This window comes from Daejeonella sp. AP26 (genome assembly GCF_056680515.1).
Map to the genome: position 1 here is coordinate 1,820,575 of NZ_CM155286.1, position 25,833 is coordinate 1,846,407.

Annotated in this window: 23 protein-coding genes and 1 tRNA gene; 8 read left to right on the forward strand and 16 right to left on the reverse strand. The window is 41.3% G+C overall.

The genetic code is table 11. From position 1 onward, the window contains the following. Positions 1–55: 55 nt before the first annotated feature. The 4 genes from AC1MCB_RS07805 to AC1MCB_RS07820 form a co-directional block, all read right to left on the reverse strand. Positions 56–3,430, reverse strand: coding sequence for an efflux RND transporter permease subunit (locus tag AC1MCB_RS07805; protein WP_479968183.1), 3,375 nt, complete (start codon positions 3,428–3,430; stop codon positions 56–58). Between the two features lie 63 nt (positions 3,431–3,493). Further along, the gene (locus tag AC1MCB_RS07810; RefSeq protein WP_479968184.1) at positions 3,494–4,585 is read right to left on the reverse strand and encodes an efflux RND transporter periplasmic adaptor subunit; all 1,092 of its coding nucleotides are present in this window, start codon (positions 4,583–4,585) and stop codon (positions 3,494–3,496) included. A 22-nt stretch (positions 4,586–4,607) separates the two neighbouring features. Continuing rightward, positions 4,608–5,951, reverse strand: coding sequence for a TolC family protein (locus tag AC1MCB_RS07815; RefSeq protein ID WP_479968185.1), 1,344 nt, complete (start codon positions 5,949–5,951; stop codon positions 4,608–4,610). Next, complete coding sequence (locus AC1MCB_RS07820; RefSeq protein ID WP_479968186.1) at positions 5,948–6,574, reverse strand: TetR/AcrR family transcriptional regulator; 627 nt, start codon at positions 6,572–6,574, stop codon at positions 5,948–5,950. Before AC1MCB_RS07820 ends, AC1MCB_RS07815 begins: the two co-directional genes overlap by 4 nt. Before the next feature lie 183 nt (positions 6,575–6,757). Between AC1MCB_RS07820 and purB the strand changes: the two genes are divergently transcribed. Both purB and AC1MCB_RS07830 read left to right on the forward strand, forming a co-directional pair. Next, positions 6,758–8,101, forward strand: a complete 1,344-nt coding sequence (gene purB / locus AC1MCB_RS07825) for an adenylosuccinate lyase (protein WP_479968187.1) — start codon at positions 6,758–6,760, stop codon at positions 8,099–8,101. Positions 8,102–8,184: 83 nt separating this feature from the next. Then, entirely contained in the window at positions 8,185–8,748 is a 564-nt protein-coding gene (locus AC1MCB_RS07830; RefSeq protein ID WP_479968188.1) for a NifU family protein, read from the forward strand. A gap of 658 nt (positions 8,749–9,406) precedes the next feature. On the opposite strand, the gene AC1MCB_RS07835 is transcribed toward AC1MCB_RS07830, so the two are convergent. The 5 genes from AC1MCB_RS07835 to AC1MCB_RS07855 all read right to left on the reverse strand — a co-directional run bounded on the left by AC1MCB_RS07835 (position 9,407) and on the right by AC1MCB_RS07855 (position 14,002). After that, positions 9,407–9,874 (reverse strand): heme-binding domain-containing protein, encoded by a 468-nt coding sequence (locus tag AC1MCB_RS07835; RefSeq protein ID WP_479968189.1) that lies wholly within the window; start codon positions 9,872–9,874, stop codon positions 9,407–9,409. A gap of 14 nt (positions 9,875–9,888) precedes the next feature. Next, a complete protein-coding gene (locus AC1MCB_RS07840) occupies positions 9,889–10,692 on the reverse strand; it encodes an inositol monophosphatase family protein (protein WP_479968190.1) in 804 nt (267 codons plus the stop codon). Positions 10,693–10,694: 2 nt separating this feature from the next. Beyond that, the gene (locus tag AC1MCB_RS07845) at positions 10,695–11,867 is read right to left on the reverse strand and encodes a prolipoprotein diacylglyceryl transferase (RefSeq protein ID WP_479968191.1); all 1,173 of its coding nucleotides are present in this window, start codon (positions 11,865–11,867) and stop codon (positions 10,695–10,697) included. Positions 11,868–12,034: 167 nt separating this feature from the next. Then, positions 12,035–13,354 (reverse strand): tRNA (N(6)-L-threonylcarbamoyladenosine(37)-C(2))-methylthiotransferase MtaB, encoded by a 1,320-nt coding sequence (gene mtaB / locus AC1MCB_RS07850; protein ID WP_479968192.1) that lies wholly within the window; start codon positions 13,352–13,354, stop codon positions 12,035–12,037. A gap of 81 nt (positions 13,355–13,435) precedes the next feature. After that, positions 13,436–14,002, reverse strand: coding sequence for a UbiX family flavin prenyltransferase (locus tag AC1MCB_RS07855; RefSeq protein WP_479968193.1), 567 nt, complete (start codon positions 14,000–14,002; stop codon positions 13,436–13,438). 405 nt (positions 14,003–14,407) lie between these two features. Here AC1MCB_RS07855 and AC1MCB_RS07860 point away from each other — a divergent pair, with 405 nt between their 5' ends. Further along, a complete protein-coding gene (locus tag AC1MCB_RS07860; RefSeq protein ID WP_479968194.1) occupies positions 14,408–15,031 on the forward strand; it encodes an HAD family hydrolase in 624 nt (207 codons plus the stop codon). A gap of 54 nt (positions 15,032–15,085) precedes the next feature. Here the strand turns inward: AC1MCB_RS07860 and AC1MCB_RS07865 are convergent. Then, positions 15,086–15,162: transfer RNA gene (locus AC1MCB_RS07865), tRNA-His, on the reverse strand. A gap of 228 nt (positions 15,163–15,390) precedes the next feature. On the opposite strand from AC1MCB_RS07865, the gene rnhA reads away from it, so the two are divergent. Continuing rightward, the gene (gene rnhA, locus AC1MCB_RS07870; RefSeq protein ID WP_479968195.1) at positions 15,391–15,864 is read left to right on the forward strand and encodes a ribonuclease HI; all 474 of its coding nucleotides are present in this window, start codon (positions 15,391–15,393) and stop codon (positions 15,862–15,864) included. Positions 15,865–16,019: 155 nt separating this feature from the next. Further along, positions 16,020–16,277: a hypothetical protein gene (locus AC1MCB_RS07875; RefSeq protein WP_479968196.1), complete on the forward strand. Its 258-nt coding sequence runs from the start codon at positions 16,020–16,022 to the stop codon at positions 16,275–16,277. Between the two features lie 119 nt (positions 16,278–16,396). Here the strand turns inward: AC1MCB_RS07875 and fbp are convergent, their stop codons facing one another. Both fbp and AC1MCB_RS07885 read right to left on the reverse strand, forming a co-directional pair. Then, positions 16,397–17,470 (reverse strand): class 1 fructose-bisphosphatase, encoded by a 1,074-nt coding sequence (fbp, locus tag AC1MCB_RS07880; RefSeq protein ID WP_479968197.1) that lies wholly within the window; start codon positions 17,468–17,470, stop codon positions 16,397–16,399. 22 nt (positions 17,471–17,492) lie between these two features. Continuing rightward, a complete protein-coding gene (locus AC1MCB_RS07885) occupies positions 17,493–17,987 on the reverse strand; it encodes a metallophosphoesterase family protein (RefSeq protein WP_479968198.1) in 495 nt (164 codons plus the stop codon). Between the two features lie 314 nt (positions 17,988–18,301). On the opposite strand from AC1MCB_RS07885, the gene AC1MCB_RS07890 reads away from it, so the two are divergent. The 3 genes from AC1MCB_RS07890 (at position 18,302) to AC1MCB_RS07900 (ending at position 21,410) form a co-directional block, all read left to right on the forward strand. Continuing rightward, positions 18,302–19,450 (forward strand): parallel beta-helix domain-containing protein, encoded by a 1,149-nt coding sequence (locus tag AC1MCB_RS07890; protein WP_479968199.1) that lies wholly within the window; start codon positions 18,302–18,304, stop codon positions 19,448–19,450. A gap of 206 nt (positions 19,451–19,656) precedes the next feature. Beyond that, a complete protein-coding gene (locus tag AC1MCB_RS07895) occupies positions 19,657–20,349 on the forward strand; it encodes a twin-arginine translocation signal domain-containing protein (RefSeq protein ID WP_479968200.1) in 693 nt (230 codons plus the stop codon). A gap of 56 nt (positions 20,350–20,405) precedes the next feature. Continuing rightward, positions 20,406–21,410, forward strand: coding sequence for a c-type cytochrome (locus AC1MCB_RS07900; protein WP_479968201.1), 1,005 nt, complete (start codon positions 20,406–20,408; stop codon positions 21,408–21,410). A gap of 14 nt (positions 21,411–21,424) precedes the next feature. Here the strand turns inward: AC1MCB_RS07900 and AC1MCB_RS07905 are convergent, their stop codons facing one another. The 4 genes from AC1MCB_RS07905 to AC1MCB_RS07920 form a co-directional block, all read right to left on the reverse strand. Then, positions 21,425–22,084: a tRNA1(Val) (adenine(37)-N6)-methyltransferase gene (locus AC1MCB_RS07905; RefSeq protein WP_479968202.1), complete on the reverse strand. Its 660-nt coding sequence runs from the start codon at positions 22,082–22,084 to the stop codon at positions 21,425–21,427. A 46-nt stretch (positions 22,085–22,130) separates the two neighbouring features. Next, positions 22,131–22,517 carry an SMU1112c/YaeR family gloxylase I-like metalloprotein gene (gene gloA2, locus AC1MCB_RS07910; protein WP_479968203.1) on the reverse strand — a complete coding sequence of 129 codons (387 nt, stop codon included), beginning with the start codon at positions 22,515–22,517 and terminating at the stop codon, positions 22,131–22,133. Between the two features lie 182 nt (positions 22,518–22,699). Further along, positions 22,700–24,922 carry a phosphoribosylformylglycinamidine synthase subunit PurL gene (gene purL / locus AC1MCB_RS07915; RefSeq protein ID WP_479968204.1) on the reverse strand — a complete coding sequence of 741 codons (2,223 nt, stop codon included), beginning with the start codon at positions 24,920–24,922 and terminating at the stop codon, positions 22,700–22,702. A gap of 151 nt (positions 24,923–25,073) precedes the next feature. Further along, positions 25,074–25,715, reverse strand: coding sequence for an outer membrane beta-barrel protein (locus AC1MCB_RS07920; protein WP_479968205.1), 642 nt, complete (start codon positions 25,713–25,715; stop codon positions 25,074–25,076). Positions 25,716–25,833: the final 118 nt, after the last annotated feature.

The following is a 25,833-nucleotide window of genomic DNA, read 5'->3' on the forward strand; positions in this document are numbered from 1 at the left end:
TTTTTAAACAGTGAAACAGTGTCTAACACAAATGATCAGACACTTCCCTAAAACGTTAAGCGGCTTTTCTAAACCAGCCTTTTACTTTTCTAGAATTAATATCTGCTAGTAGATACATACATGGCACCAGTATCAATGTAAGAAAAGTTGCAAAACCGAGCCCGAAGATCATAGTCCATGATAAAGGTCCCCAGAAGGCAACGTTATCCCCGCCGAAGAATATATGCGGCTCGAATTCTGTTAAGAGCCTGGCGAAATCTATGTTAAAACCAATAGCTAAAGGAATTAATCCGAGCATGGTGGCCGTTGCGGTTAACAACACTGGTGTCATCCGCGTACGTCCCGCCTCTATTACCGCCTCTTTAACTGACATGCCCTGTTCGATCATCAGATCGGTGAACTCTACAAGCAAAATACCATTCCGAACTACAATACCTGCCAACGCAACGATACCAATCCCCGACATTACTATCGACATTTCCATGCGAAAAATGGTTATTCCCAGCAACACACCGATTATACTGAATACAATCTCGCTAAGGATGATAAGAGGTTTGCTGACCGAGTTGAACTGTGTAACCAGAATTATTAAAATAAGTCCCAAAGCGACTAACAGTGCCGTTCCTAAAAAGGCTGCAGTCTCCATCTGCTCTTCCTGTTCACCTGCCATTTTTATCTGAACGCCAGCAGGAGCATGAAACTGGTTAATTTCATTCTGAATGTTTGTCACAACCTCGTTAGGGTTGTAATCACCCAACACATTTGACGACAATATAATAATCCGTTTCTCCTGCTTGCGCTTAATACCACCATAGGTATTTACATAGTCGATATCGGCAAACGACGACAAAGGAACCTGCCGGATAATGCCACCCATCCCCATATCCCTGTAGGTGACCTTCATATTGCGTAATGCCTGCAGATCATTTCGCTGTTCTTCTCGGGCACGAAGATTAATTTCATAATCCTCGTCAGCATCCCGAAACTTAGAAACCTCTTTTCCATAGATAGCAGTCCGTAGATCCGATCCGATCTGGCCTGTCGAGATACCTTCCCGGTTAGCACGTTCGCGGTTTATATCAAAAATAATCTCGGGCTTATTGTTCTGAAAATCAGACTTCAATTCCTCAATCCCCGCAATTTGCTTCGTCTCCAAATATGCCTTCAGCTGCTCGGATGCTTTCACGAGCGAATCCAACTCATCACCTGTAATTTCGATACTGATAGGCTTAGATGTTGGCGGGCCACCCTGCTCTTGTGCTACCGTAATTTCAGCGCCGGGAATGCCTTTTACTTCTTTACGGATCTTATCCAGATACACAGCTGTATTCACCCCATCACGCAGACCGTACTGAACGAATGCCACAGTGACTTTACCTCTGTTGGGATAATTACCCTGATCTTCATCCTGCGGATCTGTTACCCCCACTGTTACGTTAGAGATGATTGATGATACAACCGGGTTGTTCTTTCCATCAACAGCTTTGGTTACGGTTTCTTCGACCTTCTTAACCACTTGATTAGTATAAGCTTGGTCTGTACCTACGGGAAGGCTAATATAAACGTAAACAAAGTTTGGATCACCGGTTGGGAAGAACACTACTTTAGGAGGAATAACTCCAATTAGCGCAATGGTAAATATCAGCAATCCAACGGTGCTCCATAACATGGTACGTGGACGGTCGAGAGCCCAATCAAGGACGCGGACATATTTATTCTGAATATTAGGCCAAACCTTGGTCTGAAAATTATGAATGACACCTGTAAGAAAAAAGTGATTGATCAGGTATAAAATAGCAATAAACACAACCAGGTTTCCAAAGCCAAAGTTAATCAGGTAAGCCAGTACGGCCAACCCGGCAAAGATCATTAGAGTGCGTTTAACCTGTCTATCAAACGTAGGTTTTCTATTAATATGATCCTCCGGATGCATGAAGTCGACAGCGAATACCGGGTTGATGATATAAGCCACCACCAGGGAAGCCAATAACGTAATAATCAATGTTACTGGTAAAAAGAACATGAATTCCCCAATTACTCCAGGCCAGAATAGTAATGGAACAAATGGAGCCAGAGTGGTTAAGGTTCCCGAGAGAACGGGCATAAAAACTTCACCCGCTGCTACTTTTGCAGCTTTAACAATAGGCACATTTCCATTATCGAAAATCCGATGGGTATTTTCAATTACCACTATGGCGTCATCCACAACGATTCCCAATCCCAGTAAGAACGAGAACAATACAATCATATTCATAGTAAAGCTAAACCCAAGCATTCCTCCAAGTGCGGGCATAGCCATAAAGGCAATGAACATAGAAAGCGGAACAGACAGCGCCACAAACAGCGCGTTTGTGACCCCCATGAAAAACATCAGGATTATAGTAACCAGTATAAAACCGATGATAATCGTGTTAATCAGATCATGCAACGTAGTTCGGGTCTGATCTGACTGATCGCCGGTAACGGTTACCTGCAAATTTTTAGGCAATTCCTTGCCCTTCATGTCCGCTATCAGCGCATTGATCTTATCAGATGCTTCAATCAGGTTTTCGCCGCTTCGCTTTTTAACGTTCAGCGTTATTACGTTTTTACCATATAAACGGGCATAACTTTCCTGCTCTTTAAAAGAATCCTTTACATCAGCAATATCTCTCAAATAGACCGATGCACCTGTCGGAGTTTTGATGATCAGATTAGCTATCTCGTCCGCATTTTTAAACTCATTCTTAATATTTAAAGTTCTGCGCACGCCATCCATTTTTACGGTACCGCCCGAGATAGTAAGGTTTTCATAACCAACCGCCGACTCAATATCCCTGAAAGAGATCTGCGCAGCAGCCATCTTATTTAAATCAACATTGATCTGAACTTCCGGATCCAAAGCACCAACCACATCGACTCCCGAAATCTCTTTCAGGCCCTCGATACGGTCCTCCAGTTCATCGGCATACTCCTTCAAACGTTTCAGGTCAAAATCGCCGGAAATGTTGACGTACATAATTGGCAGATCGGCCAGGTTTATATCCTGAACATTTGGCTCATCCGGTAAGTCATTTGGCAGATCCGCTTTGTCAACCGCATCCTTCACCCTTTGCTTGGCGTCCGTAATATCGATGCTGGTATTAAACTCAGCAGTGATTATAGAGAAATCCTGGAAAGAATTTGAAGTAACTTTTTTCAGCCCTGACGTTGACTGAAGTTCCTTTTCAATCTGCTTGGTCACCAGGTTTTCCATATTCTCTGGTGAAGTACCAGGGTAAACAGTAGTGACGAAGATCTTGGGAATTATAACTTCCGGAAAGTTCTCTTTAGGCAATCCCATATAGGAGAAATATCCCATTACAGCTATAATAACTGTAAGAACATAAATTGCAGTTTTATTGTCAATCGCCCAACTGGACGGTCCGAATTCTTTATCTACGTCTTTCATTTGAATATAGTTAAAATCAACTGACCTAACCTGCAAGCAATGCAAGCTGATAATCTTTTATACCTAAAATTTTATTATATCCCCCTCATTCAAATCCTGGAAGCCGGCGGTAATAACCTTATCACCAGATTTCAACCCGGATAAGATCTCTGCTTTACCTTCAGATACTTTACCCGCTTCAATATTAACCCTTTTAGCCTTGCCCTTATCTGCAATGAAGACGTAGTCACCGCTTTCTGCCTTCTGTATTGAGTTAACCGGAATTATTAAAGCTTTATCGTTTTTATAATCCACGATCTTAAGTACTGCCAGCATATTTGGACGGAAAGTAGCTTTTGAGGGTAATTTCACTTCTACGTTAAAGCTTCTTGAGACTGGATCGATAGTTTTCGACGCAAAAGAAAGTTTTGTTTGAAGGGTATCAGGTACGTCAGGTAAAATGATACTAACTTCATCGCCTTGGTTAACCCTGGCAGCATATGACTCTGCTACCTGGGCTTTAACTTTAAGGTTTGAAGCGTTAATAATACGGATACCTGAAACACCCGGGGTTACTGCCTGTCCCACTTTTAGTTCCATTTCGTCAATAGTACCTGAGATCGGCGCCTTAATCTTATACATGGAGGCCTGAGAGCGCAACGTGGAAATACGTCGCTCAACACTCTCTTTCTGCGTTTTTGCGTTTAGATATTGAACCTCTGTACCTATCTTTTGGTCCCATAGATTTTTTTGACGCTGAAAGAGGGCATCAGCCAGTTGCAGCTGAGTCTTTAGCTCGGCCATATTCTGGTCCAGAACTTTATCGTCAATTTGCGCCAGTACTTGTCCGCGGCCAACTCTCTGTCCTATTTGCGCGTACACCGCAGTAACAACACCGGGCGCTTCAGGTGTCACTTGTACGTTCTCTTCCGCATCTACCTTTCCCTGTATCTCTACAAAGTTTTTAAAAGCATTTTCAGAAACCTCAAAAACTGTGACCTCTTTTGGGGCGGCAGGAGCTCCCCTTGTACCAATTTCAGCTTCCAGGGCAGCAATCCGGGTATCTATTTCCGTACGCTCTTTTTTAAGCTTTTCAAGCTCTGACTTTTTATCGGTAGATTTTCCTGCACACGATGCCAGGAAAATCACTACAGCGATTGATATTATCCGTTTCATTTTATATGTGGTAATAGTTCGATTAATAATTAATTTTTCCGGATGCTTTATCCAGGTTTATTTTGTTGATCAACAAGTCGTATAAAGCTGTTATATAATTATTTTGAGCTTCAATCAATGCTGTTTCCGAAGTGGTAACCTCCAGGCTAAATCCAACCCCCTGCTCATACTTGATCCTCGACACTCGAACTACCTCTGTGGCCAGTTCAATATTTCTTTTCTGATTGTCTAAAGAATTTACTCCATTCTGATAGGCAGTTTGCGCGTTCCCTATCTCCAGGTTGATTCCATTTCTTAGGTTGACCAGCTCATTCTCCGATTTTTGAACTTCTAACTTTGCATTTCGCATTTGGTAAAGTTTCTGGCCGCCAGAAATTAGCGGAACAGATAAGCGCAGGCCAATTACCGTTGTTGGGAAATTCTGATCAAACAACGCTGAATAGGAATTAGATTGATAGCTGTTCGATGTATTGGCAAAACCTTTAAGTGTTGGTAGAAACAGGCTCTTATAACGCTTCAGGTCGAGTTCATTCAGTTTCTTCTGAGTCTGCAGGAGCGAGTATTCAATTCTATTTCGGTATGCGGTAGAGTCAACAACAAGCGCTGCTTCTTCCAAACTTTGCAAACCCTCAATGTCATCTTTCAAAGAAAGCTTGGTTTCTATGGGCATTCCCATTTGAAACTTAAGCATATCTAAACTTACTGCCATCAGCCGGATCACGTTCTCACGATCAGTCACCAGGTTATTATTCAATACATTCAGCCGATCTACATCTATCTTTTCTACGAAGCCATTCTTAAACATCGCCTCAGTGTCAAATAAAGATTTTTTTAGTCGGGCAATATTTGCATCGAGTAATTCAAGCTGCTCATTTCTCACTAAAACTGTATAGTAAGCCTGGCTTACTGCTACCGCGGTCTCAATCAAACTACGCCGAAGATTCTTACTTGACAGTTCCCTGAATGTTTTCGACGCCTGCAATCCAACCAGGTAAGAACCGTCAAAGATCAGCTGGTTTAGCTCTAACCCAATTGACGACTGGTATTTAACCCCAAATTTAACGGGTATCTGAGTTCCCGGCTGACCAAATATTTCTCCAGGCAACAAACTAGTGGGTACTTTAATATAATCCGAGAAATTAGCATTCCCGCTAATTTCAGGTAAACCAATTCCCAAAGTTTGCTTGACCGTATTTTTAGCAATCTGCTCATCCACACGTGCGTTTAAAACCGTGCTCTGATGGTTTTGAGCATAGTCAATTGCTTCCTTTAAAGTAAGGCTATAAACTAGTGGCTCTCCTGATTGTCCCCATGCTTCAAGGCCCAAAACCAGGCAAAGTAAAAAGGTAATTAGTTTGTGTTTCATTTTTCTTCTTTAACTTTTTCAGCAATTTGTTTGTACTTATCAATCAGTTTATAACCCTTGGGTGTACAGAGGCCATATAGAAAATGCTCGGTGATTTCAGTCATCAGAAGAGCAATATTGTATTCATCCATTGGATAGGTGTTTTGACTTAAAACCGTATCAATTTGCCCTATCCGCATCCAAGTTAATATATCAACATTGATCTCTTTGCGATAATTCCCCTCTGAAATGCCTCTTTTTAAATTGTCATGTATCACCTTAAATAATTTCTTCTCTCTAAAGGTTACATAAAACTGCCATGCTTCCGGATAGTACTTTTGAAGATCATAAAATAACATCGGGTTCATCTTAGATAACAAATGCTGCATTTGTGTTACAGCAAAAAACACTTCGTGAACAGCATCCTCTGAATTGTCTATGCAATGATCCATTACACATACCTGGTTCTCCAGCTTTTCCCGCATCAGTTCAACCACCAGAGCATTCTTATCGGTGTAATTGAGATAGATTGTCTTCTTCGACATGCCCAAATGCCTGGCAATATCATCCATAGTAACGCTCTTAATCCCATACTGGCAAAAAAGCATATCTGCCTGAGTAATAATGTGTTCTTTTAATTCCAACTCTTTACTAGATTACACAATAAAACTATGGAAACTATTTTTAACTTCAAAGTTTCCTGTAGGTTTTTTATCAATAAGGGATAGTACCTGTGCCTATGCTATAATTCGGCAGGAACACGAAATGATTGAGTACCAAAATTTGCTGCCCTTTATTATTTTATAACTTTGCGAAAATTTTATAGCATGAGCCTTTCTCCACTAACTGCCATATCTCCTATTGATGGTCGGTATCGTAAAACCACTTCTGATCTTTCGGCCTACTTTTCTGAAGCCGCATTAATTAAATACAGAGTATATGTAGAGATCGAGTACTTCATCGCTTTATGCGAACTGCCCCTGCCACAATTAGAGAATTTTGACAGTCAGAAATTTGAGGCACTCCGTAACATTTACAAGGAGTTTAATGATGGTGACGCCGAGGCAGTAAAACAAATAGAGCAAGTCACCAATCATGATGTTAAGGCGGTGGAGTATTTTATTAAAGAAAAATTTACTCAGCTTTCGCTGGATGAATTTAAAGAGTTTATTCATTTCGGCTTAACCTCTCAGGATATAAACAATACTTCAATTCCCTATTCCTTTAAGCTCGGTATGGAGAATTCATACTATCCCGCTTTAGCGGAATTGCATGAATTACTGGAAAAGCTTGCAGCAGACTGGGCCAGCTTGCCTATGCTTGCTCACACCCACGGACAACCGGCTTCGCCAACACGCCTGGGCAAAGAGATCAATGTGTTTATCGAAAGGCTGGGTGTTCAAACATCACAACTGAAACTTATTCCATATTCGGCTAAATTTGGCGGAGCTACGGGCAATTTTAATGCGCATCATGTCGCATATCCGGAGACCGACTGGAAGGCATTTGCCAACAATTTTGTAAACAAAAACCTCGGACTTAACCGGTCGCAGTATACTACCCAGATTGAGCATTACGACAATTTTGCAGCGCAATGCGATGCGCTAAAGCGTATCAATAATATCCTGATCGACCTTGACCGGGATATGTGGACTTATATCTCGATGAATTACTTTAAACAGCGAATAAAAGCTGGCGAAGTAGGTTCATCAGCTATGCCGCATAAAGTGAATCCGATTGACTTCGAAAATTCTGAAGGTAATCTGGGAATTGCAAATGCCCTGTTTGAGCACTTTGCCGCTAAACTTCCGGTTTCAAGGTTGCAAAGAGACCTGACCGATTCAACGGTATTACGCAATATAGGCGTTCCTTTGGCTCATACCCTTATCGCAATCAAGTCTACTGTTAAAGGATTGAATAAGCTTTTATTAAATGAAGATGCGATCCGCCGTGACCTTGAAGATAATTGGGCAGTTGTTGCAGAAGCCATTCAAACAGTCCTTCGCCGCGAAGGGTATCCTAATCCTTATGAAGCTTTAAAGGAACTCACCCGTACTAATCAACAGATTAATGCCGATTCTATAGGCGAGTTTGTTGAAAAATTAAATGTTTCGAATGCAGTCAAGGAAGAGATAAAAAACATCAGTCCTCAGAACTACACCGGCATTTAGTATCAGCTACATGTAAAATACCCGGCGGTATAAAAGACATGTAATTATAATTGGCTAATTTTACAATCATAAATTTTTGATTCATGAGCGCAGCAACATCCACTATAAACGTTTATACAGAAGGTACGCCTAACCCGGCTACCATGAAGTTCCTTGTAAATAAATTATTGATCAACAACAGTATCGACTTTCCGACAAAAGAAAGTGCTGAAAGTTCACCTTTCGCCCGCGAACTGTTTAGGTTTAACTTCGTTACAGGTGTGTTCTTCGCCAGTAACTTTGTTACCATAACCAAAGCTGAAGGATCTGACTGGGCTGATATTGAACCCCTATTGAAAGAATTCGTTAAGGGTGCAGTAGAATCTGAGTTGAAAGTTGTTGAAACCGAACAGAAAACCGCTGATTTTGAAGGTACCGATACGGAAATCAAAATTCAGCAGATATTAAATGACTATGTACGCCCTGCCGTAGAACAGGATGGTGGAGCAATCAGCTATAAGTCATTTAACGAGGGAATTGTAACTGTCGAGCTTCGTGGCTCGTGCAGCGGCTGCCCTTCATCAACCATCACTCTCAAAGCCGGTATTGAAAATTTATTAAAGCGAATGGTTCCTGAAGTTACTGAAGTAGTTTCAGAAGCGCTGTAATCCTTTTGTAATCTGGCCTATACCTTTGTCAGGTTTTATAATCAATTAAATAACGTTATCCTTACCCATTAGGATCTACAGAATACTTTATTAAAAAAGCCATCCCCGAACCAACCGGAGGATGGCTTTTTTAATTTAAAACCTAATAAATCCGCTCGCTGGAGGTCCTCTAAAAACTCGCCTTTTCTTTTACGCTTACTCGATGATTACTATATGCTTAGTATGTGCTTACTATGTGCTTACTATGTCATCCTTCGATCAACATACTGTAAACACACAGTAAGCACATAGCGAGTACCTTGTTAGCCCAGAGAAAGCAGCGTTACACCGTTCTGGAACCTACCCGAAACCTGACTGATACAATTCTTATTGAATTCTTGGAATCCTTTTCTTCAGATCTAAACCATCTGGAGAGCTTTTTATCTAGCACGAGCTGAAGAAGAACTATTTAGAACTGAAGAAAGCACCACAATATTGCGCATTTCTTTTATTGCCGGACCAAATTTCATTCTGGATTGAGCGGTAAATGAGAAGTGGTTCTCGTTACCTCATACAAAAAAAACGACCGCCAGTGATGACGGTCGTTTTTTCGTTTGGAAGGGCTCTCTAATAACAGGGCCAAATAATTTTTTTTTTTTAAAGCTCAGTCGGGTAAGTTTTATTGGATATTAGGCTGGATTTGTTTACGAATACCAGATGCCCATTCGGTAATCGCTATCCTTTGCTCCTGTGTAAGTCTTGAATCGGTATGTATAATCGAATATGATTTAAGGGGCATTTCTTCTTCCTTCACCATTTCAATAAATTCCTCCATTTTATGATCTGCTTTTTTAGCTTCATAGGAAGTGAATTCAGAAAAATTAAACTTCCTTTTTCCTTCTTTAATATGATCATTAAGCCACCAGGCTATCGGTTGAATCTGCGAATACCATGGATACACTGTATTATTTGAATGACAATCGTAACAAGCGGTTTTAATCAGCTGTTTTAACGAATCAGGTGCCTGGTAGTGCGCGAATAGTTCATTCGGAGTGGGCGCTGAGGATTCATTCTTTTCGGGCCTGAAGAACTGGATAATTATAAATACCGCTAATGCTCCCAGGATTACTTTTTGAGTCTTTGACATACAATTAATTTTGGTTACGGTTTCTCTGTTATAAAATGTCTCGAAATGATCTCTAACAGCTCCTGGGTAAGCTTACCATTGGTAGCGATTACTTCCCGTTTAGGTATGATCTCATTGCCACCCGCAAAATCGCACACCTCACCTCCAGCCTCTCTGACCAGCACAATGCCTGCTGCGATATCCCATGAATTTAAATTATATTCAAAATAGCCATCAAACCGACCAGCGGCGACATAAGCCAGATCTATAGCTGCGGAACCTATACGGCGAATGCCGTGACATTTCCTCATTACCTCTTTAAAAACTTCCAAATAAGGTTCCTGCTTTTCAAAATCATAAAACGGAAAGCCGGTTGCCAGTAGGGTGTTCTCAAGTTTGGGAGCGAGCGATACGGAGATAGGCTTGCCATTCAAGAATGCCCCCGCATCTTTCCAGGCATAGAAACATTCATCACGATTTATTTCATACACTACTCCCAGAATCAAGTCCTTCTGGTATTGAAGCGCAATACTAATGGAGAAGGTTGGTATTCCATGAATAAAATTAGTGGTTCCATCCAGGGGATCTATGATCCAGCTGTAAAGTTCGCTTTGTTTGACAATCGTTTCTTCCTCAGTTATAAATCCCGCCTCCGGTAACAGAACAGAAAGCCCCTTCACCAGCATTTCTTCCGCAGTCTTATCAACGTATGAAACCATATCATGGAGGCCTTTATACTCGATATGGGCACTGTCAAAGACGAGCGACTCTTGGCGGATAAACTCGCCAACCTTTTTACTCAGATCAATAACACCGGGTATGAGAGTTGATAGATCCATAGTTAAACCGCCGGTATGGTTTCAGGATGCTTCCTTGCGTTATTCATCGACAAAATGACCCCGATGATGCCCCCTATTACTAATATGAACGAAATCAGTTCTGCCTGGGTGAAGCTTAAACCCATCACATGGTATTTTGAATTAACGCGGATCAACTCTATAAAAAATCTTTCAAGCCCGTTAAAGATCAGATATATAGACCACATCAAACCGGGAATCTTTATATAGCTACGAAGCGACCATAATACAGCAAAAAGGATCAAGCAAACAACGACTTCGTAGAAAGGCGTTGGAAATACAGCAACAGGCAGTTCATTGCAAAAATTGCCAACGCAACCCGGAATTGGAGTCCCTTCGTTAACCACGTTATGGGGATACTTAAACGACCAAACCCAATCCGGAGCCCAGCCTAACCAGGACGGTTTAGGAGCAATGTTTTCAATTCCCCAATCACCATCACCAGACATATGACAACCGATACGGCCCACAGCATAAGCCAGCATCATTCCGGGTGCACCAATATCCAGCATATGAATCCACTTGATTCCGTATTTATTAGCGTGATAGAGAACCGCAGCACCACCACAGATCAAACCGCCATAAAAAGTAAGGCCGCTGAAAGAAAGCAAACCATCAATGGGGTCTTTCATAAACTCATCCCAGTACTCCAGGTTATGAAATATCTTAGCGCCTAAGAATCCCCATAAAGCAGCCCACATAATTAGGGTGCCCATCAATTGGTATGGGTGAACGGTTTCTTTAACAATTTTTGGATGTGGAAGCTGTTCTTTCTTCTTTTCGGAATAAGCCCAATAAACAAAAACAGCAGCTAATAAAACTCCGCCGAGAAAACTACCCTGCGTTGAAAGAATAAAACTCTGCGGATTAGCGACAAACTCGCTGTAATTGAATAATCCGCCAAGAAGCTTATAACCTACAACAAATCCAAAAAAGCCGTTTAAGACCATTTCTGACAGGGTTGCCGGTTCGCCGACTTTTACACTGCGGGTGAATGGATAAACTAGGCCTTGTTTTTCTTTACGCTTGAATTCCTGTGAAAAGGCCCAATAGGCGGCCACAAATGCAAAGGCTACAAAAAATCCGAAAGTTTGTATTGGAAGCGGAACATGAATACCGAACAGGTACTCGATAAGGTAAGTTATAGTTGGAAACATGCCCTAAATATACAATAAAGCTTAAAAGATGAAAGGGAGGATTTGGATTTGAACAATAAGATTCACATCAAGCAGAAAAAAACGAGCACACACTGCAATGCTTACTATGGTGCTTTCCTCTTTGAATCTTCGGCCGCTGCTTGAAATAATAAATTATAACACATGTACTAATGGCTTAGTACTTCCCGGTATTCTTCGACCTCCATATCGCCATCGTCGGCTACCGCGATGAGTTTAACAGATTTGATGTCATTAACGAGCAAAGGATCGTAAGCAGTTTTCACTTTAACGTAGTTACGACTGAAACCATGCATAAATCCATCTTTATGATCGCCTTCAAACAGTACTTCAGCATCCTTGCCTGCCTGACTAACATAAAAGGCCCGACGCTTCTTCTCAGACAAAATATGCAGCATCTTACTGCGGTCAGCTCGCTGAGAACCCGGAACAGGGTTCGGCATTTCCGCCGCTGGCGTGTTTTCTCGCTCAGAGTAAGTGAAAACATGCAGGTACGAGACATTTAATTCATTCAGGAAATTGTAGGTATCCAAAAAATCTTCTCTTGTTTCATCAGGAAAGCCAACAATTACATCCACCCCAATACAACAATCGGGCATGACTTCTTTAATTTTCGCGACCCGTTCTGTGTAGAGTTCGCGACGGTAACGACGGCGCATTAAGCCAAGGATCTTATTAGAGCCGGATTGCAATGGTATGTGAAAATGGGGCACAAAGCGCTTCGAGGAGGCGACAAAATCGATAACCTCGTTAGTTAACAGGTTAGGCTCGATAGATGAGATACGGAAACGGTTGATTCCCTTTACTTCATCCAGGGCGATGATCAGATCTAAAAAGCGATTCTCACGCTTGCCTTCCCTAATACCGAAATCGCCCAGGTTCACACCTGTGAGTACAATTTCATTGATACCCGACGCTGCTATTTCCTCGGCCTGTTTAACCACGTTCTCAATAGTATCGCTACGACTGGCACCGCGGGCAAGCGGAATAGTACAGAAAGTGCAAGAGTAATCGCAGCCATCCTGAACTTTTAAGAAAGTGCGGGTCCTGTCTCCAATGGAAAAGGCCGGGATAAACTGATTAGTGTGCTCAATCTCCTGGTTGAAAATAAGCGTTTTCGGTTGTTTAGTGAGATCGGAAATGTGTTCGGTGATCTGAAATTTCTCGGCTGCGCCCAGCACTATATCCACTCCGGGAATGGCGGATATTTCGGCCGGCTTCAGCTGGGCATAACAACCCACAATAGCAATATAGGCGTTCGGCGAATGCTTAAGCGCTTCTTTAACTACTCTGCTGCACTTTTTATCAGCATTTTCGGTAACCGAACAGGTATTAATCACATATACGTCGGCTTGGTCGGTAAAAGCAACCGTATCAAAACCTGCTTTCGAAAACTGGCGACCGATCGTGGAGGTCTCCGAATAATTCAGTTTGCAACCAAGTGTGTAAAATGCGACTTTCTTGTTCATAGAAGCCGCAAAGATAATAAATAGTCGGGAGTGTTAGATTTGAAGAATGATGTTCCCGCAGTAAAAATCCGCGGCGGTTATCTAAGGTTGGCCCCACCGGTATGAATCATTATCTAAGCCTGCAAGATCAATTACCCTGCTGATAACGGTTTCCGCAACTTCGTCAACCGTTTTTGGCAAACTGTAAAAGGATGGGGTTGCCGGACACACAATTGCTCCAGCTTCCGTTACCGTTTTCATGTTGTTTATTTGAATGAGGTTTAATGGCGTTTCCCTGAGTAGTAGAATTAGCTTGCGCCTCTCTTTAAGCATTACGTCGGCTGCACGTGTCGTGAGGTCGTTAGACACTCCGCTAGCTATTCTGCCAAGGGTACCAGCAGAACAGGGACATATGATCATCGTATCAAAGCGGGCAGATCCCGAAGCAATCGGCGACATGAAATCGTTTTTATCGTAAAACTTAAAATCATAGTTTTTGTAATTCTCATTGCCGAGCTCAAACTTCCAGACTGATTTTGCATTGTCTGACATCACTACTGCAATCTCTTTTATCTGATTTCGCAGCATTAACATTTTTTCTAATAGTATGCGGGCATAAATTGCTCCACTTGCCCCTGTAACCGCTATGGCAATTTTTCGTTCAGTCATTCTGCTAAAGGTGGAAAATTATATGGAACAAAAAAAGGGCCGAATACAAGTATTCGACCCTACATCTACCTATGAAAAACATGCCCTTTGGGAGGGCACTACAAATATAAATAAATTACAATATTCTCCAAATTTAATTGAAGGTATTTAACCTATATTATAAGAAGTTATTTTAGTAAAAAAGATATATTTATTCATAACTCGTTAATGAACAGCTAACTGCGTAAGAAATACTATTTAAAACATTTTAACATTATTATATTAATGATTCATGACGAAAATTTTTAAACCTGGCAGATTCCGTTCCATAGAGAATTCAGGTTAAGCAATTTCTATGGACTAATCTGAGAGAGTCCGTCCTGAACAAACGCAGGCAGACGATGTTATAGAACAAATTCAGAGAATATGCTAAACTTAATTCTTGATCTTGATAATACCATTTATCCTGTAAGTTCTATTGGCGAAAAACTATTCGCTCCCCTTTTTGAGCTTTTGAAATCACCGGAATACCATCTTCCCGAAGCTACAATTGATGATGCAAAAAAACAGATTATGCGTATCCCCTTTCAAAAGGTCGCAGATCAGTTCAACTTTCCTAACAACTTAACGGACACAGCTCTTGACCTTCTTAGGAATTTAACCTACAATGAGGAGATGAATTATTTCAAGGAATATCAGTTAATAAGAAATTTAGATACGCGGAAATTTCTGATCACTACCGGCTTTAAGAAATTACAGGAGAGTAAAATCAGGTCATTAAACATCTCGCACGATTTCACCGAAATCTTTGTGATTGATCCGGACATAAGTGAAATGACCAAGAAAGATGCGATGATAAAGATTATGGAGAAATACCAATTGCAGGTTTCTGATTTGCTCGTTGTGGGAGATGATCCGGAATCGGAAATTAAAGCAGCGAAAGAGCTGAGGATTGTCTCATTTTTACTTGACACCAACAATAACTATCCCAACAGCGAGGCGGATTATATTGGGACGAGTTTGGTGGATGTCTTGCGTTATATCGGATAATAACAAATCATCCGCTTTAAAACAGAGAAAGCCTTCCATTTCTGAAAGGCTTTCTGGGGTAAATGATGGGGCTCGAACCCACGACCCTCGGTACCACAAACCGATGCTCTAACCAACTGAGCTACATCTACCGTTTATTGTGTCTGCAAAAGTAACCAATTTGACAATTTTTACAAATTTATTTGTCCAATCGGGGCAAAAAAGTCATTGCTAAACACATCCCGCTGGAATACAATACATTAAATAATATTATTTTAAAAACAGTTCGCATTTTCGGTTCCCATTAGGATAAAATAACCGGTTATACCGATGCCAGAGAAACAAAATCAGTAATATTGCGCTCTTTACTCACAGTTTAAATGATAGAATTATTCACCGATGGAGCATCAAGCGGAAATCCAGGTCCTGGGGGATTTGGAACGATTTTACGCGCAGGTAATCATTACAAAGAGATCTCTGGTGGTTACCGGCTGACAACCAATAATCGCATGGAGTTGCTTGCCGTTATAGTGGGTCTGGAAGCTTTAAAAAAACCTGGCCAGGACGTGACGATCTATTCCGACTCTAAATATGTAATCGATGCAGTCGAAAAAAAGTGGGTGTTTGGCTGGCTTAAAAAAGGCTTCGCTGGAAAGAAAAATAAAGATTTATGGATGCGTTTCCTATCGGTTTACAAACTGCATAATGTAAAATTCACCTGGGTTAAAGGGCATGCCGGCCATCCGGAAAATGAACGCTGCGATGTATTAGCCGTTCAAGCCGGCAAACAAAGAGATCTTTTAATTGATTCGGTATTTGAAATGGAAAATAAAAGACCGGACTTATATAGTTAAATCGCGCCCTGTGACGACATAAGTTCCTTTTTTACAAAAAATAGTAGCAGTTACTCCTCTTCCCTTTCCGGTTGCAATCAGCGAATATATCTAGTTTATCCGAACCTTGCATCAATCCTTGCGTATGAAACACACATACGAGAATAAATATTATCATGGATAATAAAGGGCTACTAGAACTAATTTTACATAAGGAAGGCGCAAATGAAGCGTTTCAGGAATTGTCTTCTAAATTTAATATTACGGACTCCGTACAAATAAGAAGAAATTGGAGTGAAGTTGAAAACTTGCTATTAAATTTCACAGTTAAGAGATATAGCATTAGTACAGACTTTTTGCTATCGGAAACGGTCATACAACCGTTTAAAAACGGCGATGAAATAGAGGAAGTTAAAAAGTATTTATTTAATTAAAAGATTAAAGGGGTTACGGCTTATGATATCAAAAGGGAGAAAAAATATAGAATTTTCTCCCTTTTTTAGTTGACTGGCTGAAAATGACAAGCGCAGCCAGCAGCTACGCGCACATACAGTTAGTCTATCCCACCAATTATGCCCAGATCTTCAAGCTTGGCTTCCACTACCCTATTATCAGGCACCTGTGGCGAATATTCACGCATCAATTCTTCAACTTTAAGTACCATATTTTCAGACCCGATGAAAATGCAGGAACGCTGATGCAAGCTTACCACATCTTTCTCCATAATGCGCCGAAAACCATCGGTTGCACGCCCGCCAGCCTGTTCAATAATAAAAGCCATTGGATTGCATTCGTATACTAAACGTAATTTGCCATTAGGGGCACTTGCAGTAGTGGGATATAAGAATACGCCCCCCTTGATCATATTGCGATGAATATCAGCCACCATGGAACCAATATATCGGGACGTGTAAGGACGGTTGGTAACGAGGTCTTCAACCTGGCAGTATTTTAGATACTTTTTAACGCCATCAGGAAAATGAACATAATTACCTTCATTGATGGAATATATGGTACCGTCTGCCGGAATCTTCATCTCAGGATGGGAAAGACAGAATTCGCCGATTGAAGGATCGAGAGTAAACCCGTTTACGCCTTTGCCCGTAGTATAAACCATCATCGTTGAAGAACCATAAATTACGTATCCGGCTGCTACCTGCTCTGTCCCATTTTGCAGAACATCTTCCAGTGTAGCTCTTCCTTGCGTAGTTTTACGTCGGTAAATAGAGAAGATAGTTCCTACCGCAACGTTAACGTCAATGTTTGAGGAACCGTCGAGCGGATCAATCGCGACAATATATTTGGCATTTTTTGAAACCTCACCGTCGATATGTACAAACTCATCATTCTCTTCAGAAGCTACAATACAACATTCGCCTCCGCTTTGTAACGCTGATATAAATTGCTCGTTGGCATAAACATCCAGCTTTTTTTGAGATTCTCCCTGAATGTTCATTGTCCCCGCGTCACCCAGAATATCCATCAAGCCCGCTTTGTTCACCTCACGGTTTACAATTTTAGCGGCGATACCAATGTCGCGGAGCAGCCGTGAAAGTTCACCCTTTGCATAAGGAAAATCATTTTGCTTTTCAATGATAAACTGACCGAGCGTTTTAACTACCTGCATATACCTTAGTGTAAATTAAACATTATCTAATACCCAATTCTATAGCCTCTAATGTATGGATATTTTTCTCAGTTATGCAAAACCGAAGCAATGTGCGCACTTTATGCCAACCTTCTTTTCCCGCAGCTCCGGGATTTAAGTGTAAACATTGTATTTTCGGATCAAACATAACCTTCAAAATATGGGAATGCCCAGATATGAACAGGTCGGGTGGATTTTGGTTTATTTCTGCCCTTATTTTCGGATTGTACTTACCCGGATAACCGCCGATATGAGTCATCCAAACATTCACCTGCTCACAGCCAAACTTTAAATGCTCGGGATATTTGCGGCGAATATCATTTGCATCGATATTGCCATATACTCCCCTTAATGGCTTGAATGCCGAAAGCTTTTCTGCGAGCTCCAAATTCCCAAAGTCGCCAGCATGCCAGATCTCATCGCACTGCTCAAAATGTCGAAAAACCGACTCATCAAGAAAACTGTGGGTGTCTGAAATTAAGCCGATCCGAACCATATAAATATTAACTCTAAGCTGTGCATTTTGTGCAGCTAAAATATGCTAATTGTGAAGTGTTTCACAGGTTATTTGTTCGGATAAGAAGCAAAATATATCTGTAAATTTAATAGCACCCTCGATTATCCCTTTTGTTTTTGAGCCCAGGCTGCCCTTATTTAGATCGAGATAAGACCCAGATTCTGAAAGTACGTTAATACGTTGTACCTAAAATACACGAAGGTATCATACCAAACCGCAACGCTGTTTAAAGTCAAAACTTAATAAATTTTTATTTAATCTATTTATTTAATCAACTTAAAAAGGAGGTTCAAATGAAAACTTTCACGAAATCTAAGAATCGGCATTCTAGTAGCCAGGTGAAGGTTACACTATTACTAATTCTGTTTTTTAGCGTGTTGTTTAGTTGTAAAAAAGACTCTGAACCGAGCCTGGATGTGACTAATAGAGGCGCAGAAGCAAGTATAAAAGACAAACCGGACATCACTGTTAAAGCGGGTGGCTCTATTCAGCAAGCGGTTAATGATGCTAGCCCAGGAGACGTTATCAAGATTATGCCAGGTGTTTACAATGATTCAGTATTGGTAGACAAGCCGGGCATAACCATCAGAGGTACTGGAAAAGTTGTGATTAATAATCCCGGAGAATTAGAAAATGGAATTACCGTTAGATCTAATGGCGATGGATTTACGCTCGAAAACGTAACTGTTCAGGGATTTGAGGAGAATGGTGTCCTTTTAGTCAGGGTGGATGGTTTCACTCTCCGGAAAGTTATCACCATTGATAACGGAGAATATGGCCTCTTCCCTGTAGTATGTAGCAACGGAAAGATAGAACACTGCACTGCAAGCGGGCACTCAGATACCGGCATATATGTAGGTCAGTCAACTGATATAGAAATTAGTCATTGCACTGCCTTTGAGAATGTTCTTGGCATTGAAGTGGAGAACTGTTCCAACGTACAGGTTCTTCAGAACCACAGCTATAACAATGTAACCGGCATACTCGCGGTTCTGCTGCCCCAGTTGCTATTAAAAGAATCTTCTGGAATTCTGATCAGCAAAAATATTGTAACTGACAATAACCATGTTAATTTTGCTCCCGCGGATGGCGGGTTTGAATCCATTGTGCCTAGCGGGATTGGAATTCTTATAGTTGGAACTGATCATACCACCATTGAACAGAACCAGGTAAAAGAAAATGACTTTTTGGGAATTGGAATATTTAGTTCTCTAACAATTGGCCAGATTGCTAATATTCCACCAGCAGCATTTGATATTGAACCCAATGCTGATTTCGCCAGGGTAGTTGACAATAACCTGGTAAACAACGCGACCCGACCATCACCATTACCTTTTCTTCCTGCCGTAGATTTAATCTGGGACGGAACTGGGACCGGCAACTGCTGGCTAGGAAACAATTATACAACAAGCGCCCCTTCCCCATTACCAACCTGTAATTGAACAAATACCACTTAACCGGAATTTACCATGATGGTTAAGTGGTTTACTGCATTTCTGGGTTGCAACAAGTCATTTTAAAAACGAACAAAGTTTCGTAAATTTAAGAGTGGTCATTTGTATGACTATGTTTTTATGGATATTATCATCCGTTGAATATTTAAATACTGACTATAATCTGATTTATAATCCTCTAAATATAATTCATCATGTCACTCTCATCAAAACACGCAACAAGCCGCCGCGGCTTTATAGAAACAGTTGCCGCTGGCGCAGCAGTGATCGGTTTATCCGGTTTAGTCAACCCACTGGATAGCCATGCTCAAAATTTAAGTTCTTCCATGAGTTCTGTAGATGCCTGGTTTGATAAAATTAAAGGCAAACACAAGATGGTCTTTGATGCCACCCGACCTCATGAAATTATGCCTTTCGCATGGCCAAGAGTATTCCTGTTAACGAATCAAAAAACAGGTTCTGACGAAAAAGATTGCACAGCTATGGTGATCCTCAGACACGATGCCATCCCATATGCTATGGAAGACAGTCTCTGGAAAAAATACAAATTTGGCGAAATGTTCAAAGCAGATGATCCGGCAACTAAAACCGCTGCAATGAGAAATCCCTTCTGGCAACCAAAACCAGGTGATTACAAGATACCCGGTATCGGAAATGTGGCCATTGGAATAAATGAACTGCAGCAGAGCGGTGTACTGTTCGGCGTTTGTGACGTAGCACTTACCGTTTATAGTGCTGTGGCAGCTGAAATTATGAAGCTTCAACCTGAAGACGTTAAGGAAGAGTGGGTCGCTGGTATCTTACCGGAAATCCAGGTGGTACCATCGGGTGTATGGGCTATAAACAGGGCTCAGGAACGCGGTTGCGCTTATTGTTTTGCGGGCTAACAAACAATCTGTGGTTTTACAGCTTCTTAGACAGCAGATATGAAACCTGATAAAAGATGCGGCATAAGATTATAACCGGGATACTGATTATACTATTAATATTTACCGGTGTCTACGTTTATAACGAATCTTTTAAGGGAAAAAAGAAAACCGCGTTAAATAAAACCAATGTATCTGCAAAGGCAACTCGTGTTAAGGCATGGGTAGCACCTGATACTAATACAATTCCGCGAACCAGAGAAGGCGAGTTGATTCGATATGGCCAGAAGCTAATTACCAATACTTCGGAGTATTTAGGTCCGAGGGGAAGTATTGCACACATCTCAAATGGCATGAATTGCCAAAACTGCCACCTTAGTGCCGGTACCAAAAGCTTCAGTAATAACTTCGCTAAGGTTTCCTCTGGTTATCCCAGATATCGCCCAAGGAGCGGCCGTATAGAAAGCATCGAGTTTAGAGTGAATGATTGTCTGCAACGAAGTCTCAATGGACAAAAAATAGACAGCCTAAGTAAGGAAATGCGTGCATTTGTAGCCTACTTTAAGTGGGTTGGGAAAGATGTAAGCAAAGAAGATAAAATACAGGACGAAGGGGTTGAGAGTCTTCCACTTTTGAACAGGGCAGCTAATCCGCAAACAGGGAGGATGCTTTATTTAAAGAAATGTAAAATCTGTCATGGCAGCAACGGAGAAGGTTTGTTGAGGTATGATTCTGTCGCCTTTACTTACCCTCCATTGTGGGGACCCCATAGCTACAACTCAGGTGCTGGCATGCATCGACTGAGCAGATTAGCCGGGTTTATCAAGAACAACATGCCTTTTGGAACCACCTACGAAAATCCACAAGTGAGTAACGAGGAGGCCTGGGATATTGCAGCCTACATCAGTTCTCAGTCGCGACCTAATTACAATATAAACTTTGACTGGCCAGATATTTCGACAAAACCGTTTGATTATCCTTTTGGCCCCTACAATAACGGGTTTTCAGAGAATCAGCACCAATATGGGCCTTTTAGACCAATTAAACAAGCCAACGAAAGGTTAAAGAAGAAAAGTCTCTGAGGTGAGGTTTCTTTCTAAAAAATTGTAAAGAAATCTTTTAAGAGGCGGCAGTATGCTGCGGAATATTCTTTTAAGCGGCTGTAAATAACGAAATCTTCCTGTTCGGCTTGTCTAGGTTTGAATCCGAAAGAAATAACATGTCTGTGTGGCTTATCATTAGCGAAAGAACAAATGCTAATTTTCTTGTGAAGGTGTAGGCCGTGTCTCAAAGCCAGTCCTTGCACCATTCCCGAAAGTGCTACCGGAAGGATCATAAGAAGCTGGCCGTTCGCTTCAAGGCGCAGTACGGAATTCTGAAGTAAAGTCTCAAAAAAAAACTGATCAGTATGCCGGGCAATTGTCTTTAATGGATCATCAGATTTCAATGATCCGATGAAGAACGGAGGGTTCGAAATAATCAAATCGAACTTAGCACCTCGATTATCTTCAAAATAATTTTCAAAAGAGGAATGATGACCTGTTAACCGGGAACTGAATACAGACTTTGAAAAATTATTGTTGGCTGTAGAGGCGGCGCTTTTATCGATTTCTACAGCGACAATCCTGGCAGACGAAAAGCGCTGGGCCATCATCAAAGCAATCACACCTGTACCTGTACCGATATCAAGAATATTTTGCGGCCTCACCGCGTCTGCCATCACCGCAAGCAGAACACCGTCGGTATTAACCTTCATTGCACAGCCGCTTTGATCAACGTCGAACTGCTTAAACTTGAAAATATTATTTTTCGTAGAGCTCAAGGGGAAGATTGTCAGGGTCTGCAAAAAAGGTAAAGCGCTTTCCAGTAATCTCATCGACACGAATGGCTTCAACCTCTAAATTTTTTGCTCGCAACATTTTAACGCTTTTATCAATATCATCCGTGGTGAAAGCCAGATGTCGTAATCCCTGTGCCTCCGGCCGGCTTAATCGTTTCGCTGAATCAGGAAAAGAAAATAACTCTATTTGTATGTCCCCTACTTTTAAGTCAAGCTTGAAAGAATCTCTTTCTTTACGGTAAGTCTCTGACAGAATTTCAAACCCGAGCAATTCAGTATAAAACTTCTTTGAGACAGGATAGTCAGCGCAAATTATTGCTATATGATGTACACTAGTTATGTTGAGCATATCAATTGAATTGCAAAGTTACAGGTAATGAAATGAGTATTTAAAGGGCATTTGTAACTATGGTTAGTTTGTTGGCAAACGGAGGCATCTTGCAATTTCCCGCGTAGTCAGCCTTTCAGTAACAAAAACGCTGACAGGATCGAACCTGTCAGCGTTGACTATAATCTATTAACACTAAGAGCTTAGGCTCCTAATATTTCATGCAATACATGATTAAATACTCTTGTTGATTCACCTACTACACCAAAACTTTCTTCATCCACAAGCAACTCTCCGGAAGTAACTTCACCAAGTAAGCTGAAGTCAGTTTCAGAAGTGGCCAGTAACTCAACAAAAGCATCCTGGTTTTCCGGCTTCACCGATACTACTACTCGGCCTTGAGCCTCGCCAAACAAGAAAGCATCTTTGCGGATGTCTCCATCAGTTTCTACAGAGAATCCTAATCCGTTAGGCATAGACGATTCAAGCAAAGTAATATATAAGCCACCATCTGACACATCATGTGCTGATGAAACCAAGCCCTGAGAAATTAACTGCTTAATCACCTGGTGCATAGCATACTCTTTTTCAAGATCGAAAAAAGGAGCCGGACAAGCAGTGATGCCATGATACGACGCCAGGTATTGAGATGACGAAATATCATTTACACTTTCACCTACCAGGTATATCAGGTCTCCTTCTTTCTTGAAGTCAGAGGTCATGAAAGTTTTAACATCGTCCAGCACTCCCAACATTCCGATAGTTGGAGTTGGAAAAACCGGTCCTTCATCAGATGACTGATTATAAAAGCTAACGTTCCCGCCGGTTACCGGAGTTTCAAACCTGGTGCAAGCTTCGCTCATACCTTTGATAGCACCCACAAATTGCCAATACACTTCGGGCACATACGGGTTACCAAAGTTTAAGCAATTAGTAATGGCTACTGGCTCTCCGCCTGCGCAGGTGATATTACGCGCAGCTTCTGCAACCGCAATGGCACATCCTTTTTGCGGGTCAGCGTAAACATATCTGGAGTTGCAATCAACAGTCAAAGCAATCGCTTTCTCAGTTCCCTTAATATTTACTACAGCGGCATCACTTGGCTTATTGGTAGTCATAGTGGCCGTACCAACCATTGAATCGTATTGTTCAGTTACCCAGCGTTTAGAAGCAATATTAGGATGTGCTACCAGGTGACTGGCAACGGCCTTAAGATCTTCCGGTTGCTGAACACCATCAATACTAAATTTTTTATTTTCCTGGTAATAAGCAGGTTCACGATATTCCCGTTGGTATACCGGAGCACCCCCACCCAAAACCAAATCATCTGCAGGAACATCTGCTACCAGTTGACCATTCATATAGTACTCCAGACGCTTGGTATCTGTAACTTGTCCTATTTCAACACAATTCAAATCCCACTTGTCAAAAACTGCTTGCACTTCTTCCTCTCGACCTTTTTCAACTACAATGAGCATCCGCTCCTGTGATTCTGACAAAAGGATCTCAAAAGGCTTCATATTTTCCTGCCGTACAGGAACCTTGTCAAGGTCTATGCGCATACCGTGTTCGCCTTTCGCACTCATTTCTGAGTTTGAACAGATAATACCGGCGGCTCCCATATCTTGCATTCCGATAACGGCCCCTGTTTTAATAACTTCTAAAGTCGCCTCAAGTAATAGCTTTTCCTGAAAAGGATCTCCTACCTGTACTGAAGGAAGATCGTTTACGGAATCTTCGGTTATGTTTTTTGAGGCAAAGGCCGCCCCGTGTATCCCGTCCTTACCGGTTGCTGAACCCACAATATAAACCGGATTTCCAACTCCATAGGAGGTTGCAGAAACAGTTCCTCCAGATTCAACAATACCCGCAGACATTGCATTCACCAATGGATTTATAGTATAACAATCATCAAAAAATAACTCTCCGCCAACCGTGGGAATTCCAAATGCATTTCCATAATCACCAATGCCTTTAACCACGCCTTTTAAAAGCCATTTATTACGCTCAGAGTCGAGATTACCAAACCGAAGAGAGTTTAATTGTGCAATAGGACGCGCACCCATGGTAAAAATATCGCGGTTTATACCACCCACCCCAGTTGCAGCTCCCTGGTAGGGTTCCAATGCCGACGGATGATTGTGAGACTCTATCTTAAAAACACAGGCAACACCGTCACCAAGATCAACCATACCAGCATTTTCCTCTCCTGCTTTGGCAAGCATTCGCGGACCATCTTTAGGAAGTGTTTTTAACCAGGTAATTGAGTTTTTATAGGAGCAGTGTTCACTCCACATGACCGAAAAAATAGAAAGCTCGGTAAAATTAGGAGTACGCCCTAGAATCTCCTTAATACGATCAAACTCTTCAGGAAGCAATCCCAGGTCTTTAGCAGTTTCTACGGTTGTCTGTTGCAATTTTTCCAATGTTACGGGGGTTTTGAAAAGAAGCCCAAAAGTAGGAAAATTTGCTAATTAGCTAAGGAGTCTAATTGTCAATTTCTTAATAAGTTGTTAGGCTGGTCTAAATTGCTCGAATTAGCATCTCAGAACATGTATTATTCAATATAGTTGGCACCTATAGAAAAAACATAGGCAAAATCATCCTAAGCTGCAAAACACTATGCCGGTACTCAGGTTCATTGATCATAAATTTATTTAACCCTCCCTGGAAGCGTAATTCAATACCCATATCCGCCTTATCATTTAAATATGTGCCTATGGTACCAACTGCATCAAAAGCGGTCTTATTGACAGTGCCTTCGCGAAAATCTAACTTGGATCCGCCTTTAGTAGTGATGTTGCCATCAATATAAAATCCAACCTGAGGGCCTACTCCAACATAGAAATTGGAGGTTTTAGATAAATTAAATCGCACTATTGCAGGAATGTTAACATACCTGAATTTCATGTATTCCGCACTCGAATTTCTATTTACGTTGTCCAATTTAAAACCCTGTTCAGAAAAGGAAGCTTCTACCGTCAAACTTAACGGAACTGATTTATTGATCATTGTCAAAACCCCAATCCCGGCATTAAATGTAGCAAAAGGACTAATCGCTGAGTCATTTTCAAAACCGGAAATACTGGTCCAGTTTAAGCCACCTACTAAATAAGGAACATACGGGGATTTAGACATGGTGATCTCATTGTTTTGAGCCGACACATTATCGAACACAAATAGCGAAAAAACAAGAAGCATTAAGCGATAAAATCTCATTTCCGAAAGTTAGATTCAATATATACCCCAATAAGAGGCGGGTTGTTTTACCTAGCGAGACCGGTAACAATGTAAGCGCAACCATTATCCGCAAGGTATATAATTGTATAAACATAAA

Coding starts and splice junctions, on each gene's coding strand:
- AC1MCB_RS07840 (WP_479968190.1), bottom strand. CDS start 10,692: ATGGATCTATCAACTCTCATACCCGGTGTTATTGATCTGAGTAAAAAG.
- purB (WP_479968187.1), top strand. CDS start 6,758: ATGAGCCTTTCTCCACTAACTGCCATATCTCCTATTGATGGTCGGTAT.
- AC1MCB_RS07875 (WP_479968196.1), top strand. CDS start 16,020: ATGGATAATAAAGGGCTACTAGAACTAATTTTACATAAGGAAGGCGCA.
- AC1MCB_RS07855 (WP_479968193.1), bottom strand. CDS start 14,002: ATGACTGAACGAAAAATTGCCATAGCGGTTACAGGGGCAAGTGGAGCA.
- AC1MCB_RS07845 (WP_479968191.1), bottom strand. CDS start 11,867: ATGTTTCCAACTATAACTTACCTTATCGAGTACCTGTTCGGTATTCAT.
- fbp (WP_479968197.1), bottom strand. CDS start 17,470: ATGCAGGTAGTTAAAACGCTCGGTCAGTTTATCATTGAAAAGCAAAAT.
- AC1MCB_RS07830 (WP_479968188.1), top strand. CDS start 8,185: ATGAGCGCAGCAACATCCACTATAAACGTTTATACAGAAGGTACGCCT.
- AC1MCB_RS07860 (WP_479968194.1), top strand. CDS start 14,408: ATGCTAAACTTAATTCTTGATCTTGATAATACCATTTATCCTGTAAGT.
- AC1MCB_RS07810 (WP_479968184.1), bottom strand. CDS start 4,585: ATGAAACGGATAATATCAATCGCTGTAGTGATTTTCCTGGCATCGTGT.
- AC1MCB_RS07835 (WP_479968189.1), bottom strand. CDS start 9,874: ATGTCAAAGACTCAAAAAGTAATCCTGGGAGCATTAGCGGTATTTATA.
- mtaB (WP_479968192.1), bottom strand. CDS start 13,354: ATGAACAAGAAAGTCGCATTTTACACACTTGGTTGCAAACTGAATTAT.
- AC1MCB_RS07900 (WP_479968201.1), top strand. CDS start 20,406: ATGCGGCATAAGATTATAACCGGGATACTGATTATACTATTAATATTT.
- AC1MCB_RS07805 (WP_479968183.1), bottom strand. CDS start 3,430: ATGAAAGACGTAGATAAAGAATTCGGACCGTCCAGTTGGGCGATTGAC.
- gloA2 (WP_479968203.1), bottom strand. CDS start 22,517: ATGCTCAACATAACTAGTGTACATCATATAGCAATAATTTGCGCTGAC.
- AC1MCB_RS07890 (WP_479968199.1), top strand. CDS start 18,302: ATGAAAACTTTCACGAAATCTAAGAATCGGCATTCTAGTAGCCAGGTG.
- AC1MCB_RS07920 (WP_479968205.1), bottom strand. CDS start 25,715: ATGAGATTTTATCGCTTAATGCTTCTTGTTTTTTCGCTATTTGTGTTC.
- AC1MCB_RS07885 (WP_479968198.1), bottom strand. CDS start 17,987: ATGGTTCGGATCGGCTTAATTTCAGACACCCACAGTTTTCTTGATGAG.
- AC1MCB_RS07895 (WP_479968200.1), top strand. CDS start 19,657: ATGTCACTCTCATCAAAACACGCAACAAGCCGCCGCGGCTTTATAGAA.
- AC1MCB_RS07815 (WP_479968185.1), bottom strand. CDS start 5,951: ATGAAACACAAACTAATTACCTTTTTACTTTGCCTGGTTTTGGGCCTT.
- rnhA (WP_479968195.1), top strand. CDS start 15,391: ATGATAGAATTATTCACCGATGGAGCATCAAGCGGAAATCCAGGTCCT.
- AC1MCB_RS07905 (WP_479968202.1), bottom strand. CDS start 22,084: ATGAAGGTTAATACCGACGGTGTTCTGCTTGCGGTGATGGCAGACGCG.